The following is a 14,746-nucleotide window of genomic DNA, read 5'->3' as shown; positions in this document are numbered from 1 at the left end:
ACACCTGATTGATGTTGTTCTGGAGACAGAGATGACCTGGTTGCTACTGCTTTCCCTCCCTCCCTTGGCAGGTGCGCTCGCCTACGGGCGAGCGCCACTTTTTGCCTGGCTCTGGGCAGGGCTGGCCTGGCTTGCGGCGATGGGCTGGGCGGCCGGTTGGGCAGTGGGCTGGACCCTGCTCGCGATGGCGGTGCTGGCTGCCGTGCTGGGGGTGTTCATGCATGATGGCCTGCGGCGCCAGCGCGTGACCGCACCGATCCTGAAGGCCTTCCGCGGGGCCCTGCCCGCGATGTCACAGACCGAGCGCGACGCGCTCGAGGCCGGTACGGTGTGGTGGGAAGGCGAGCTCTTCGCCGGCCGCCCGGACTGGAACAAGCTCGGTGCCTACCCCTGGCCAAAGCTAAGCGCCGAGGAGCAGGCCTTCCTCGACAACGAGACCGAGGCGCTGTGCCGCCTCACCAACGACTGGGCGTGCACCCAGCAGCAGGACATGCCCGCCGAGGTCTGGCAGTACATCAAGGACAAAGGCTTCCTGGGCATGATCATCCCCAGGGAATATGGCGGCAAGGGCTTCTCGGCCTACGCTCACTCGCAGGTCATCACCAAGCTGTCGACGCGATCTTCGGCACCGGCGGTGACGGTGATGGTGCCCAATTCGCTCGGTCCGGCGGAGCTGCTGCTGCACTACGGCACGCCGGAGCAGAAGCAGCACTACCTGCCCGGCCTGGCCAGCGGCCGCGAGATCCCCGCCTTTGCGCTCACTAGCCCGTGGGCGGGCTCGGACGCAGCCTCCATCCCCGATGCGGGCGTGGTGTGCAAGGGCGAATGGAACGGCGAAGAGGTGCTGGGCATGCGCGTCTCCTTCGACAAGCGCTACATCACGCTCGCGCCGGTATGCACCGTGTTCGGCCTCGCTTTCCGCCTCTATGACCCCGAGCGCCTGCTGGGGGGCGACGAGGATCTGGGCATTACCTGCGCGCTGGTGCCGCACGACCACCCGGGGGTGGACATCGGCAACCGCCACTTCCCGCTCAACGCGGTGTGGATGAACGGGCCGGTGCGCGGCAAGGACGTGTTCATGCCGCTCGACTTCATCATCGGCGGCCCGCGCATGGCGGGGCAGGGCTGGCGCATGCTCATGGAGTGCCTGGCGGCCGGGCGCAGCATCTCGCTGCCCGGTTCCAACACCGGCATGCAGAAGCTCACTGCGCGCGCTGTCGGCGCCTATGCCCGTGTGCGTTACCAGTTCAAGACCGCGATCGGCCGCTTCGAAGGCGTCGAGGAGGCGCTGACCCGGATCGGTGCCAACACCTACCTGTGCGATGCCGCGCGGGTGATGACGGCCGGTGCGATCGATCTCGGCGAGAAGCCCTCGGTGGTGTCGGCGATCGTCAAGTACCACGTTACCGAACGTGCACGCCAGGTCGTCAATGACGGCATGGACGTCATTGGCGGCAAGGGCATCTGCCTGGGGCCGCAGAACTTCCTCGGTCGCGCCTACCAGCAGATTCCGGTCGGCATCACGGTCGAGGGTGCGAACATCCTCACCCGCAGCCTGATCCTGTTCGGCCAGGGCGCGATCCGCTGCCACCCCTACGTGCTCGACGAGATGCACTCGGCGCAGAAGAACGACCTCGAGGCTTTCGACAAGGCGCTGTGGGGCCACGTCGGCTTCACGGTGTCCAATGCCGCGCGTGCGGTGGCGATGGGGCTGACCGGCTCGCACTTCGTCAAGGTGCCGGCGGACGTGGCGCCCGAGACGCGGCGCTACTACCAGCAGCTGACCCGCTTCTCGGCCGCCTTCGCCTTCATCTCGGACATCTCCATGGGCACCCTGGGCGGTGCGCTCAAGCGCAAGGAGAAGCTGTCGGCGCGCCTGGGCGACATCCTGTCGCTGATGTACCTGGCCACGGCGACCCTCAAGCGTTACGAGGCCGAGGGCCGACAGGCGGCGGATGCACCGCTGATGCACTGGGCGATCTGGGACTGCATGTTCCGCATCCAGCTCGCCTTCGAAGGCGTGATCGCCAATTTCCCGAACAAGCTCTTCGCCTTCCTGCTGCGTCGCTTGGTCGTGTTCCCGCTTGGTCGTCCCTATGTCGTGCCTTCGGACAAGCTCGGCCACCAGGTTGCCGCGCTGCTCATCGAGCCTTCGGCCACCCGCGACCGTCTCACCGCGGACGTCTACCTGCCGGAGGACATCGAGGAGCCGGTGGGCGCGCTCGAGGCCGCGCTCGCGGCGACGATCGCCGCCGAGCCGGTCGAGGCCAAGCTCAGGCAACTGCAGCGCGACGGCCGCTTCGCCCCCGGGTTGATGACTGGCGGCGATGTCGACGAGGTGTGGCGCCGCGCACGCGAAGCCGGCGTGATCAGCGATGAGGAGTTCCGCCTCGTCGAGCGCCGCAACATGCTGCGCAACAAGGTGATCCGCGTCGATGACTTCCCTTATGACTTCGGCCTGCGCGCCGCGCTCGAGGAGGCGCCGCGCTCGGCGCCTGCGTTGAAGGTGGCTGCATGAGCCGGACGGTCTATGTCGTCGATGGTGCGCGTACGCCTTTCCTGAAGGCGAAGAACGCACCCGGCCCCTTCACCGCCGCCGACCTCGCCACCGCGGCGGGCAGTGCGCTGCTGGTGCGCCAGCCCTTCGCGCCCGACCAACTTGACGAGGTCATCCTGGGCTGCGCCAGCCCGTCGGCCGATGAGGTCAACATCGGCCGCGTGGTTGCGCTGCGCATGGGCTGCGGCAACGCAGTGCCAGGCTGGACGGTGATGCGCAACTGCGCCTCGGGCATGCAGGCGCTCGATTCCGCGCTCACCAACATCCGCAGCGGCCGCAGCGAGCTCGTTCTTGCCGGTGGTGTCGATGCGCTCTCGCATGCGCCGCTGCTGTTCTCGGACAAGATGGTGCGCTGGCTGGCGGGCTGGTATGCCGCCCGCAGCGTGGGCCAGAAGCTTGCCGCGCTGAAGGCGCTGCGCCTGGGATATCTCGCGCCGGTGATCGGCATCATGAAGGGGCTCACCGACCCGATCGTGGGCCAGCTGATGGGTCAGACGGCCGAGAACCTGGCCTGGAAATTCGGCATCACCCGCGCCGACATGGATGCTTTCGCGGTCGAAAGCCACCGCCGCGTGTGTGCGGCGCAGGATGCCGGCCACCTGCGCGCCGAGATCGTGCCGCTGATCGATCGCGACGGCACCGTGTACTCGGCCGACGACGGCGTGCGGCGCGATTCGTCGATGGACAACCTCGCCCGCCTCAAGCCCTTCTTCGACAAGAAATACGGCCGCGTGACGCCGGGCAACAGCTCCCAGATCACCGATGGTGCTGCCTGGCTGGTGCTGGCCTCCGAGGAGGCGGTGACGCGCCATGGCCTGCAGCCGATCGGGCGCATCGTTGATAGCCAGTGGGCCGGCCTCGCGCCCGACCAGATGGGCCTGGGGCCGGTGCATGCGGCGATGCCGATCCTGCAGCGTCACGGCCTGGCGCCGCAGGCGCTGGATGCCTGGGAGATCAACGAGGCCTTTGCCGCCCAGGTCATCGCCTGCCTGCGTGCGCTCGCCGACGACGCCTACTGCCGCGAGCACTTCGGTGTCGACGCGCCCGGCGCCCCTGATGCCGGACACCTCAACCTCGATGGTGGCGCGGTGGCACTCGGACATCCGGTGGGCGCGAGCGGTGCGCGCATCGTCCTGCATCTGCTCCATGTGCTGCGCCGCAAGGGCGGCGGGCGTGGGCTGGCGTCGATCTGCATCGGCGGCGGCCAGGGCGGCGCCATGCTGGTGGAGACGGTTTGATGAGCGAGAACATGCAACACGACTGGAAACACTGGCGTCTGCGCCGGGAAGACGGCGGGCTGGCCTGGCTCGAGCTGGACAAGGCGGACGCGAGTACCAATGTGCTGTCGGCCGAGGTGATGACCGAGTTCGGCCGCGTGCTCGATGCCCTCGATGCGGCGCCGCCCAAGGCGCTCGTGATCGCATCGGCCAAGCCTGCGGGCTTCATCGCCGGCGCCGACATCGAGGAGTTTTCCCGCATTGCCTCGCCGGCCGCCGCGCGTGCGCTGGTCGAGCGCGGCTGGGGCTTGTTCAACCGCCTGGCTGCGGTGCGCTACCCCACGCTCGCGCTCATCCGCGGGCATTGCATGGGCGGCGGGCTCGAGCTCGCGCTGGCCTGCCGTTACCGGCTGGTGGTCGATGAGCCCGGCACGCGGCTCGCCCTGCCCGAGGTCATGCTCGGCATTGTCCCGGCCTGGGGCGGCATGCTGCGTCTGCCGCAGGCGGTAGGGCCGGCGACGGCGCTCGATCTCATGCTCACCGGCAAGGCGGTGGATGCGAGGAAGGCCAAGCGCATCGGGCTGGCCGACGACTGCGTGCCGGCGCGGGTGATGGAATCTGCGGCCCGCATCATGGCACTGGCGGCGGCCCCGGCGCGCCGGCCGCCGCTGCAGGAGCGCTTGCTGCGCCTGGCGATGAACGGTCCGCTGCGTCGTGTCGTGGCCGACAAGGCGCGCAAGCAGGCGGCAGCCAAGGTCAGCCGCGAGCACTACCCGGCGCCCTTCGCCATCGTCGACATCTGGGAAAAGCATGGCGGCAACGCACTCGCCGTGCCTGCGGGCGATCCTGCTTCGCTCGAGGCCATTTTCGATTCGCCCACCGCCAAGAACCTGGTGCGGGTGTTCTTCCTGCAGGAGCGCCTGAAGGCCTTCGGCAAGGAGAGCGACTTCGCGCCCCGCCATGTGCATGTCGTCGGCGCAGGCGTGATGGGCGGAGACATCGCTGCGGTGTGTGCGCTGCGCGGCATGAAGGTTACGCTGCAGGATCAGTCCGTCGAGCGCATCGCACCGGCCATCCAGCGTGCGGCCAGACTCTTCGAGCGCCGCCACAAGGGCGATGCACGCCAGGTGCGCTTCACCCTGGACCGCCTGATTGCCGACCCCGAAGGCCATGGCGCGGCGCGCGCCGACGTCATCATCGAGGCCATCTTCGAGGATCTGGCGGTCAAGCGCAGCCTGTTCGCCGAGCTCGAACGCCGCGCCCGGCCCGAGGCCGTTCTCGCGACCAACACCTCCAGCCTGCGTCTGGAGGATATCGCCAGTGCGTTGCAGGACCCGTCGCGACTGGTCGGCATCCACTTTTTCAACCCGGTGCCGATGCTGCCGCTGGTCGAGGTCGTGGAAGGTGAGGCCACCTCGGCCGAGGTGCTGCGCCGTGCGACCGGTTTCGTGCGCCGCATCGACAAGCTGCCGCTGCCCGTGAAGAGCGCGCCGGGCTTCCTCGTCAATGCGGTGCTCGGGCCTTACATGCTTGAGGCCCTGCGCTGCGTCGAGGAGGGCATTGCGCCCGAGGCGGTGGACGCCGCGCTCACGGCCTTCGGCATGCCGATGGGGCCGGTCGAGCTGGTTGATACCGTCGGCCTGGATATAGCGGTTGCTGCCGGCAAGGCGCTCGCCGGCAGCGGGGCGGAGCCACCCGCGCGCCTGCTGAAGCTGGTTGCTGCGGGCAAGCTTGGACGCAAGTCGGGCGAGGGCTACTACCGCTGGCAGGATGGCAAGGTCGTCAAGGCGGCTGCCGAGGGCGGCAAGCGCGCTGGCGCGCCCGCGCCTGCGGTGCCTGCTGGCCTGGCCGAGCGCGTGCTCGCACCCCTGCTCGCGGCGACCGAGCGCTGCGTGCGCGAGGGGGTGGTGGGCGATACGGATCTCGCCGACGCGGGTGTCATCTTCGGGACGGGTTTCGCTCCTCACACCGGCGGCCCGCTCAACCTGCTCGCCATGCGCGGGAAAGCGTCGGCCTTGCCTGGCTGACCACGGAGGAAAGACTGATGTCACAGACCACGAACGCACCTTGCGCGCTGCCCGAACACAAGCAGCCCGCGCTGCGTGTGATGCCGATGCCGGCAGACCTCAATCCCGCCGGTGACGTGTTCGGCGGTTGGATCATGTCCATGGTGGACATCGCCGGCGCGATCCCCGCGCGTCGGCGCGCACGCAGCCGGGTGGCCACGGTGGCGGTGAACTCATTCACGTTCAAGCAGCCGGTTTCGGTGGGCGACCTGGTCAGCTTCTACGCCGAGATCGTGTCGGTCGGCGTGAGCTCGGTGACGGTGGATGTGGAGGTTTACGCCGAGCGCGACCCGGAGAATCCGGTAGTGGTGAAGGTTACCGAGGCGCGTCTGACCTATGTCGCGCTCGATGACCGTGGCCGCAAGCGCCCGATCCCGCCCGAGTGAGCGGCTGCGGGGCCCCGTTTTGCTGGTCGCGCGACACGCGTGCGGCCGGTCCGATGCATTGAATGGACTCTTCAGGGAGGTGGAAGTGAGCAGACTGATTATTCGCAAGGTCGCCGTGCTCGGCGCCGGTGTGATGGGGGCGCAGATCGCTGCCCACTGCGCCAACGCCGATGTGCCGGTGATCCTGTTCGATCTGCCGGCGAAGGAAGGTGACGCCAATGGGGTGGTCGCCAAAGCGGTCGCTGGCATGAAGAAGCTTGATCCGGCGCCGTTCGCGGCCAAGGACCGGGTCCGTCATGTCGAGGCCGCCAACTACGGCAGCGACCTTGCACGGCTTGGCGAGTGCGACCTCGTCATCGAGGCCATCGCCGAGAAGATGGAGTGGAAGCTGGATCTGTACGCCAAGGTGGCGCCGCATCTTAAGGCTGGGGCGATCTTCGCCTCGAACACCTCGGGCCTGTCGATCGAGGCGCTGGCGGCGGGCATGCCGGCAGAGCGCCGCAGCCAGTTCTGCGGCATCCACTTCTTCAACCCCCCGCGCTACATGCCGCTGGTGGAGCTCATCCCGACGGCAGCCACCGAACCGGCGCTGGTGGACGGCCTGGAGGGCTGGCTCACCACCCGCCTGGGCAAGAGCATCGTGCGCGCCAAGGACACGCCCAACTTCGTCGCCAACCGCGTCGGTGTGTTCTCCATCCTCGCGGTCCTGCACCATACGCAGCGCCTCGGCCTGGCCTTCGACGAGGTCGACCTGCTCACCGGGCCGCGCATCGGTCGTCCCAAGAGCGCCACCTTCCGCACCGGCGACGTCGTTGGGCTGGACACGCTGGCTCATGTCGTGGGCACCATGCAGGCGACACTGCCCGATGACCCGTGGAGCGCGCACTTCCGCACGCCCGATTGGCTGCAGGCGCTGATCGCCCGCGGCGCGCTCGGGCAGAAGACCAAGTGCGGTATCTACCGCAAGCAGGGCAAGCAGATCCAGGTGCTCGACCTGCAGCTGCAGGACTATCGCGACAGCGGCGGTGAGGTGTTCCCCGAGGTCGAGGCGATCCTCAAGCTGAAGAACCCGGCGGAGAAGTTCGCCCAGCTTGCAGCGCACCCGCACCCCCAGGCGCAGTTCCTGTGGTCGATCTTCCGTGACGTGTTCCACTACTGCGCGGTTCACCTGGGCGACATCGCCGACAACGCACGTGACATCGACCTCGCCATGCGCTGGGGCTTCGGTTGGGCGCAGGGGCCGTTCGAGACCTGGCAGGCCGCAGGCTGGCAGGCGGTGGCCGAGATGATCCGCGACGACATCGCCCATGGCCGTGCAATGGCCGCGGTGGCGCTGCCGGCCTGGGTGTTCGAGCGCGAGGGCGTGCATGCACCAGCTGGCTCCTACAGCGCTGCCGAGAACTCGCTGAAGGCCCGCGCAGCACTGCCGGTGTACCGGCGTCAGCTCTACCCCGATCGCGTGCTCGGCGAGGCGCCCGACGACCGCGGCGAAACGCTGTGGGAAAACGCCGGTGTGCGCTTGTGGCGGCGTGCGGACCAGGATGCGCGTATCGGCATCGTGTCGATCACCTCGAAGATGCATGCGATCGGCGACGAGGTCATGGACGGCTTGCTCGAGGCGGTCGCGCGCGCAGAGTGCGAACTCGACGGCCTGGTGATCTGGCAGCCGGCGCCGTTCGCGGTCGGCGCCAACCTGCAACAGGTCGGCGAGGCCTGCCGTGCGGGCGAGTTCGACCTGCTGGAGAAGATGGTGGCCAAGTTCCAGCGCACCTCGATGGCGATCAAGCATGCCCAGGTGCCGGTGGTGGCGGCCGTGCAGGGCATGGCGCTCGGTGGTGGCTGCGAGTTCGTCATGCATGCGGCGCATCGTGTGTTCGCGCTCGAAAGCTACGTCGGCCTGGTCGAGGCGGGCGTGGGCCTCATTCCGGCGGGCGGCGGCTGCAAGGAATTCGCCTTGCAGGCGCACGCCATGGCCCAGCGCGCGGCAGGCGGCGACGTGTTCCCCTACATCCAGAACGCCTTCCAGACCATCGCCATGGCGACGGTCGCCAAGAGCGCGCTGGAAGCGGTACAGCTGGGCTTCGGCCGCGGCAGCGACGACGTGCTGTTCAACGCCAACGAGATCCTGTTTGCCGCGATCCGGCGTGCGCGGGCGATGGCGGAGTCTGCCTGGCGCCCGGCGTTGCTCGATCCCCAGGTCACCGTGGCAGGGCGCAACGGCGTTGCCACCTGCGAGATGATGCTGATCAACATGGCGGAAGGCGGTTTCATCTCGGCGCACGACTATCGTGTCGCGCGTGCAGCGGCAACTGCGCTGTGCGGCGGCGAGGTGGACTCGGGCAGCCGGGTCAGCGAGCAGTGGATTCTGGATGTCGAGCGTGCCCAGTTCGTCGAGCTGCTCAAGACCGAGAAGACCCAGCAGCGCATCGCGCACATGCTCGAGACCGGCAAGCCCCTGCGTAACTGATTGAGGACATGAGAATGAGCAAGCAGATTCAGGACGCCTACGTCGTCGCCGCGGTGCGTACGCCGGTGGCCAAGCGCAATGGCGCCTTCCGCCACGTGCGCCCCGACGACATGCTGGCAACGGTGCTGCGCGCGCTGGTGGCCAAGGTGCCCAACCTCGATGCCAGCCAGATCGGTGACGTCGTCACCGGCTGCGCGATGCCCGAGGCCGAGCAGGGCATGAACGTGGCGCGCATCGGCGCGCTGCTGGCCGGCCTGCCCGATGCGGTGCCGGGGATTACCATCAACCGCTTCTGCGCCTCCGGCCTGCAGGCGGTGGCCGACGCTGCCAGCCGCATCCGCCTCGGCGAGGCGGACGTGATGATCGCCGCCGGCACCGAGAGCATGAGCGCGATGCCGCAGATCATGGGCAACAAGGTCAGCCTCAATCCGGACATCTTCGCACGCGACGAAAATCTCGCCATTGCCTACGGCATGGGTCTGACCGCGGAGAAGGTTGCCCAGCAGTGGCAGGTGAGCCGTGAGGACCAGGACGCCTTCGCGGTCGAGTCGCACCGGCGCGCGTGCGCGGCGATTGCGGCAGGGCACTTTGCCGACGAGATCGCGCCCTATGCCGTGCGTGCGCATGTGCCGGGCGAGGCGGGTACGGTGCGCATGGTCGAGCGTGTGCTCGAGAACGACGAAGGGCCACGCGCCGACGCCAGCCTCGAGCGACTTGCCAAGCTGCGTCCGGTGTTTGCAGCGCGTGGCTCGGTGACCGCTGGCAACAGCTCCCAGATGTCGGACGGCGCTGGGGCCGTGCTGCTGATGAGCGAGGCTGCGGTCAAGCGCTACGACGTCAAACCCATTGCACGCTTCGCCGGTTATGCGGTGGCCGGCGTGCCCCCCCAGGTGATGGGCATCGGCCCCGTCGAGGCCATCCCGCGCGCGCTCGCCCTGGCCGGTGTCAGCCTTGGCGACATCGCCTGGACCGAGCTCAACGAGGCTTTTGCCGCCCAGGCGCTGGCCGTGATGCGTCAGCTCGATATGGACCCGGCAAGGGTGAATCCGCTCGGTGGGGCGATCGCGCTCGGTCATCCCCTGGGCGCCACCGGAGCGATCCGCACCGCGACGCTGATGTCGGCGATGCAGCGCGATCCGGCGTTGCGCTACGGCATGATCAGCATGTGCATTGGCACGGGTATGGGGGCCGCGGGGGTGTTCGAACGCGTGTGATGCCCATTCCGACCGGGCCGGTTCGCGTTGTGGAAACTACGGATTGGTAGCAAGTTGTTGATCGTTCGGCGTGATCGGGCGGTAACAATCTTTTATAATCCGTGCGTTTGTAGACGCGGGACCGGCCCGACGTCGCCGGGCTGAGGGGCCCGGTGACGGCCAGACGGCGGTCTCGTCCATTCCCACGAGTCTTTGGGCGAGAGGCGCATGATAAGAATCAAACGCGGTCTGGACCTGCCCATCACCGGCGCACCTGCGCAGCGTATCGAGGACGGTCGTCCCGTGCGCAGCGTGGCCGTCATCGGCTTCGACTACCACGGTATGAAGCCGACCATGGCGGTTCAGGTCGGCGACCGGGTGAAGCTGGGGCAGGTCCTTTTTTCCGACAAGAAGACGCCAGGCGTGGTGTTTACCGCGCCCGGTGCCGGCACGATCAGTGCGATTCATCGCGGTGAGCAGCGCGTGCTGCAATCGGTGGTGATCGACCTGGAGGGCGAGGACGCTGCCGACAGCGCCGTCGAGTTCGCACGCTACAGCGATGCGCAGATCGATGCCCTCGACGACGCCAAGGTGCGCGAAAGCCTGATTGAATCCGGTTTGTGGACCGCACTGCGCACGCGTCCGTACAGCAAGGTGCCGGCGATCGACGCCAAGCCGCGGTCGATCTTCGTCACCGCCATCGACACCCACCCGCTCGCGGCCGACCCCACCGTGGTCATCGCCGAGTACAAGGAAGACTTCGCGCGCGGCCTGCGCGTGCTGGCGCGCATCGCCCGCGTTGTCGTCTGTCATGCCGAGGGCACGCAGGTGCCTGGCGTGGGCCAGGGCGGCATCACTGGCGAGACTTTCGACGGTCCGCACCCTGCGGGGCTGGCGGGCACGCACATCCATTTCATCGATCCGGTCAGTGCGCACAAGAGCGTGTGGTACCTCAACTACCAGGACGTGATCGCGATCGGCAAGCTGTTCGCCACCGGCCGGCTGTGGACCGAGCGTGTGATCGCGCTTGGCGGGCCGATGGTTTCGAACCCGCGCCTGGTGCGTACGCGCCTGGGCGCCAGCCTGGATGAGCTCACCGCTGGCGAGGTCAAGGTCGGCAAGAAGGTGCGCGTGATTTCCGGCTCGGTGTTCGGTGGTCGCACTTCGCGCGGCGCCTGTGCTTACCTCGGCCGCTATCACCTGCAGGCCTCCTGCCTGGAGGAAGGTACGCAGCGCGAGATGCTGCACTACCTGCGCGCCGGTGCGGAGAAGCATTCGGTGCTCAACCTCTACATATCCAAACTGTCGGCGGGCAAGCTGTTCGACTTCACGACGTCGACCAACGGCAGTCCGCGCGCGATGGTGCCGGTCGGCAACTACGAAGAGGTGATGCCGCTCGACGTACTGCCCACTCAGCTGTTGCGTGCGCTCATCGTCGGCGACACCGATACGGCGCAGAAGCTCGGCGCGCTGGAGCTCGACGAGGAAGATCTCGCGCTGTGCACCTATGTGTGCGCGGGCAAGTACGAATACGGTCCCATCCTGCGGGATAACCTCACACGCATCGAGAAGGAGGGTTGAGAATGGGTCTGCGCTCCTGGCTCGACAGCATCGAGCATCATTTCGAAAAGGGCGGCAAGTACGAGAAGTTCTACGCCTTGTACGAAGCCATCGACACCGGCTTGTTCAAGCCCGGCAGTGTCACCCGCACCACCGCTCACGTGCGCGACGGTCTAGACCTCAAGCGCATGATGATCACGGTGTGGCTGTGCACCTTTCCGGCCATGTTCTTCGGCATGTGGAACGTCGGCTACCAGGCCAACACCATCCTTGCGGCCAACGCCGAACTGATGGCGGCCCAGGAGGGCTGGCGCTTCGCGCTGCTGGGCGGCATTGCCGGCTTCGACCCTGGCAGCCTGTGGGCGAATTTCCTGCATGGCGCGGCCTACTTCCTGCCGATCTACCTCACCACCTTCATCGTCGGCGGCTTCTGGGAGGTGCTGTTCGCCTCCATCCGCAAGCACGAGGTCAACGAGGGCTTCTTCGTCACCTCGGTGCTGTTCGCGCTGATCTGTCCGCCCGACATGCCGCTCTGGCAGGTCGCGCTCGGCATCAGTTTCGGCGTGGTCGTCGGCAAGGAGGTCTTCGGCGGTACGGGCAAGAACTTCCTCAATCCGGCGCTGACCGGTCGTGCCTTCCTGTACTTCGCCTACCCGGCGCAGATGTCGGGTGATGCGGTATGGACGGCGGTCGATGGCTACACCGGCGCAACCATGCTGTCCTTCGGCGCCTCGGGTGGCCTGGAGGCGATCATGGCCGGTGGTATCACCTGGTGGGATGCCTTCCTCGGCACGGTGCATGGCTCGATCGGCGAGACCAGCACGCTGGCGATCCTGCTCGGTGGCGCGGTGCTGCTGATCATGAAGATCGCAGCCTGGCGCATCGTGCTCGGCGTTTTCCTGGGCATGGTGGCGATGAGTCTGCTGTTCAACGCTATCGGCTCGGACACCAACCCGATGTTCGCGATGCCCTGGTACTGGCACCTGGTGATGGGCGGCTTCGCCTTCGGCATGATCTTCATGGCTACCGACCCGGTGTCGGCATCGATGACCAACACCGGCAAGTGGATCTTCGGTGCGCTGATCGGCGTCATGACCGTGCTCATCCGCGTGGTGAACCCGGCCTTCCCGGAAGGCATCATGCTGGCCATCCTGTTCGGCAACCTTTTCGCGCCGCTGATCGACCACTTCGTGGTGGCGGCCAACATCAAGCGGAGGCTCGCGCGCGATGTCCAATAAGGAATCCACATCCCGTACCCTGAAGGTGGCGCTGGCGGTCAGTCTCGTCAGCTCCGTCTTCGTGGCCGGGGCAGCGGTGTCGCTCAAGCCGCTGCAGACCCAGAATCGCCTGCTCGACAAGCAGCGCAGCATCGCCGCGATCGCTGGCATGGGCGGGCGGGAATTGCCCGCCGCCCAGGTGCGTGCGCTGTTCGGCGAGACCATCAAGGCACGCCTGGTCAACCTCGAGACCGGCGAGTTCGCCGACGACTTCGACGCCGTTACTTTCGACCCGCTCAAGGCTGCCAAGGACCCGCAGCAGTCCGTGCGCCTGTCCAAGGCGGAGGACGTGGCCTCGATCAAGCGTCGCGAGCGCTTCACGACGGTCTACATGATCGAGGATGCACAGGGCGGTATCGAGACCCTGATCCTGCCGATCCGCGGCTATGGCCTGTGGTCGACGCTGCACGGTTTCATGGCGCTCAAGGGCGACCTGAACACGGTGGTCGGCCTTGGTTTTCACCAGCATGCGGAGACGCCGGGCCTGGGTGGCGAGGTGGACAACCCGCGCTGGCGCAACCAGTGGGCGGGCAAGCGTCTGTTCGATGACCAAGGGCAGCTGGCAGTCGAGATCGTCAAGGGCACGGTCGATCCGCAGGCGAGCATGGCGGCCTATCAGGTCGACGGCCTGGCAGGTGCGACGCTGACCAGCAACGGCGTCAACAACCTGCTCCATTTCTGGCTGGGTGAGCAGGGCTTCGGCCCCTTCCTCGCCAAGCTGCGTTCGAAGGAGGCGTGATCATGGCCAAGCTCACTCCAAAGGAAGTCCTGCTCAATCCGGTCTTCAACAACAACCCGATCGCACTGCAGATGCTGGGCATCTGTTCTGCGCTGGCGGTGACGACCAATCTCAACACTGCGCTTGTGATGTCGATCGCGCTCACCCTGGTGACCGGTTTCTCCAGCCTGTTCGTGTCGCTGATCCGGGCGCAGATCCCGAGCTCGATCCGCATGATCGTGCAGGTGGTGATCATCGCCTCGCTGGTGATCGTGGTGGACCAGACGCTGAAGGCCTTTGCCTACAGCCTGTCCAAGCAGCTGTCGGTGTTCGTCGGCCTGATCATCACCAACTGTATCGTGATGGGACGTGCCGAGGGTTTCGCGATGCAGAACCCGCCGATGCTGTCCTTCCTCGACGGTATCGGCAACGGCCTGGGCTACAGCATGGTGCTGATCGCGGTGGGTTTCGTGCGCGAACTGTTCGGTGCAGGCAAGCTGTTCGGTGTCACCATCCTGCAGCCGGTGACCGAGGGCGGGTGGTATCAGCCCAATGGCCTGCTGCTGCTGCCGCCTTCGGCCTTCTTCCTGATCGGCTTCCTGATCTGGGGGCTGCGCGAGTGGAAGCGTGACCAGGTCGAGCACAACCAGTTCAAGATGGCACACCAGGTGCGCAAGGAGGCCTTCTGATGGAACACTACCTGAGCCTCTTTGTTCGTGCCGTGTTCATCGAGAACATGGCGCTCGCCTTCTTCCTGGGGATGTGCACCTTCATCGCCATCTCCAAGAAGGTCGAGACCGCGATCGGTCTGGGTGTCGCAGTGGTCGTGGTGCAGACCATCACCGTGCCGCTCAACAACCTCGTCTATCACACCTTCCTCGCCGACGGCGCGCTGGCCTGGGCTGGCATGCCGGATGTGGACCTGTCCTTCATCGGCCTGCTGTCCTTCATCGGCATCATCGCGGCGACGGTGCAGATCCTGGAGATGCTGCTCGACAAGTTCGTGCCCAGCCTCTACAACGCGCTGGGCGTGTTCCTGCCGCTGATCACGGTCAACTGCGCGATCATGGGCGGGGTGCTGTTCATGGTCGAGCGCGACTACAACTTCAGCGAGTCGGTGGTGTACGGGCTGGGCTCGGGCTTCTCCTGGGGCCTGGCGATCGCGCTGCTGGCAGCCATCCGCGAGAAGCTGAAGTACAGCGACGTGCCGGATGGCCTGCAGGGCCTGGGCATCACCTTCATCACCATCGGTCTGATGTCCCTGGGCTTCATGTCCTTCTCGGGCGTGCAGCTGTAAGGAGGCAA

Annotated in this window: 11 protein-coding genes; all 11 read left to right on the top strand. The window is 66.9% G+C overall.

All coding sequences use genetic code 11. The features are described from left to right. Positions 1-31 precede the first annotated feature (31 nt). The 11 genes from P7F68_RS05340 to nqrE all read left to right on the top strand — a co-directional run bounded on the left by P7F68_RS05340 (position 32) and on the right by nqrE (position 14,738). A complete protein-coding gene (locus tag P7F68_RS05340) occupies positions 32-2,518 on the top strand; it encodes an acyl-CoA dehydrogenase (RefSeq protein ID WP_002925745.1) in 2,487 nt (828 codons plus the stop codon). Continuing rightward, positions 2,515-3,795: an acetyl-CoA C-acetyltransferase gene (locus P7F68_RS05335; protein ID WP_002943147.1), complete on the top strand. Its 1,281-nt coding sequence runs from the start codon at positions 2,515-2,517 to the stop codon at positions 3,793-3,795. The genes P7F68_RS05340 and P7F68_RS05335 overlap by 4 nt, the downstream gene beginning before the upstream one ends. Further along, entirely contained in the window at positions 3,795-5,801 is a 2,007-nt protein-coding gene (locus P7F68_RS05330) for a 3-hydroxyacyl-CoA dehydrogenase NAD-binding domain-containing protein (protein ID WP_002943134.1), read from the top strand. The genes P7F68_RS05335 and P7F68_RS05330 overlap by 1 nt, the downstream gene beginning before the upstream one ends. 17 nt (positions 5,802-5,818) lie before the next feature. Further along, a complete protein-coding gene (locus P7F68_RS05325) occupies positions 5,819-6,226 on the top strand; it encodes an acyl-CoA thioesterase (protein ID WP_002943131.1) in 408 nt (135 codons plus the stop codon). Between the two features lie 85 nt (positions 6,227-6,311). Next, complete coding sequence (locus tag P7F68_RS05320) at positions 6,312-8,693, top strand: 3-hydroxyacyl-CoA dehydrogenase/enoyl-CoA hydratase family protein (protein WP_277831320.1); 2,382 nt, start codon at positions 6,312-6,314, stop codon at positions 8,691-8,693. Positions 8,694-8,707: 14 nt separating this feature from the next. Further along, entirely contained in the window at positions 8,708-9,907 is a 1,200-nt protein-coding gene (locus P7F68_RS05315; RefSeq protein WP_002925752.1) for an acetyl-CoA C-acyltransferase, read from the top strand. Positions 9,908-10,114: 207 nt separating this feature from the next. Beyond that, complete coding sequence (locus P7F68_RS05310; RefSeq protein ID WP_002943124.1) at positions 10,115-11,467, top strand: Na(+)-translocating NADH-quinone reductase subunit A; 1,353 nt, start codon at positions 10,115-10,117, stop codon at positions 11,465-11,467. Between the two features lie 2 nt (positions 11,468-11,469). Beyond that, on the top strand, positions 11,470-12,684 hold the full coding sequence (locus tag P7F68_RS05305) for an NADH:ubiquinone reductase (Na(+)-transporting) subunit B (protein ID WP_002925759.1): 1,215 nt from the start codon (positions 11,470-11,472) through the stop codon (positions 12,682-12,684). Then, entirely contained in the window at positions 12,674-13,462 is a 789-nt protein-coding gene (locus P7F68_RS05300) for a Na(+)-translocating NADH-quinone reductase subunit C (protein ID WP_002925760.1), read from the top strand. Before P7F68_RS05305 ends, P7F68_RS05300 begins: the two co-directional genes overlap by 11 nt. A 2-nt stretch (positions 13,463-13,464) precedes the next feature. Next, positions 13,465-14,130, top strand: coding sequence for an NADH:ubiquinone reductase (Na(+)-transporting) subunit D (locus P7F68_RS05295; protein WP_002943121.1), 666 nt, complete (start codon positions 13,465-13,467; stop codon positions 14,128-14,130). Beyond that, positions 14,130-14,738, top strand: a complete 609-nt coding sequence (nqrE, locus tag P7F68_RS05290) for an NADH:ubiquinone reductase (Na(+)-transporting) subunit E (RefSeq protein ID WP_002925764.1) — start codon at positions 14,130-14,132, stop codon at positions 14,736-14,738. The genes P7F68_RS05295 and nqrE overlap by 1 nt, the downstream gene beginning before the upstream one ends. The last annotated feature ends 8 nt before the right edge of the window (positions 14,739-14,746 follow it).

It is taken from the genome of Thauera mechernichensis, from assembly GCF_029588855.1.
GTDB lineage: Bacteria > Pseudomonadota > Gammaproteobacteria > Burkholderiales > Rhodocyclaceae > Thauera > Thauera mechernichensis.
Note: the sequence above shows the minus strand (reverse complement) of the source record. Positions and strands in the feature narration are given on the sequence as shown.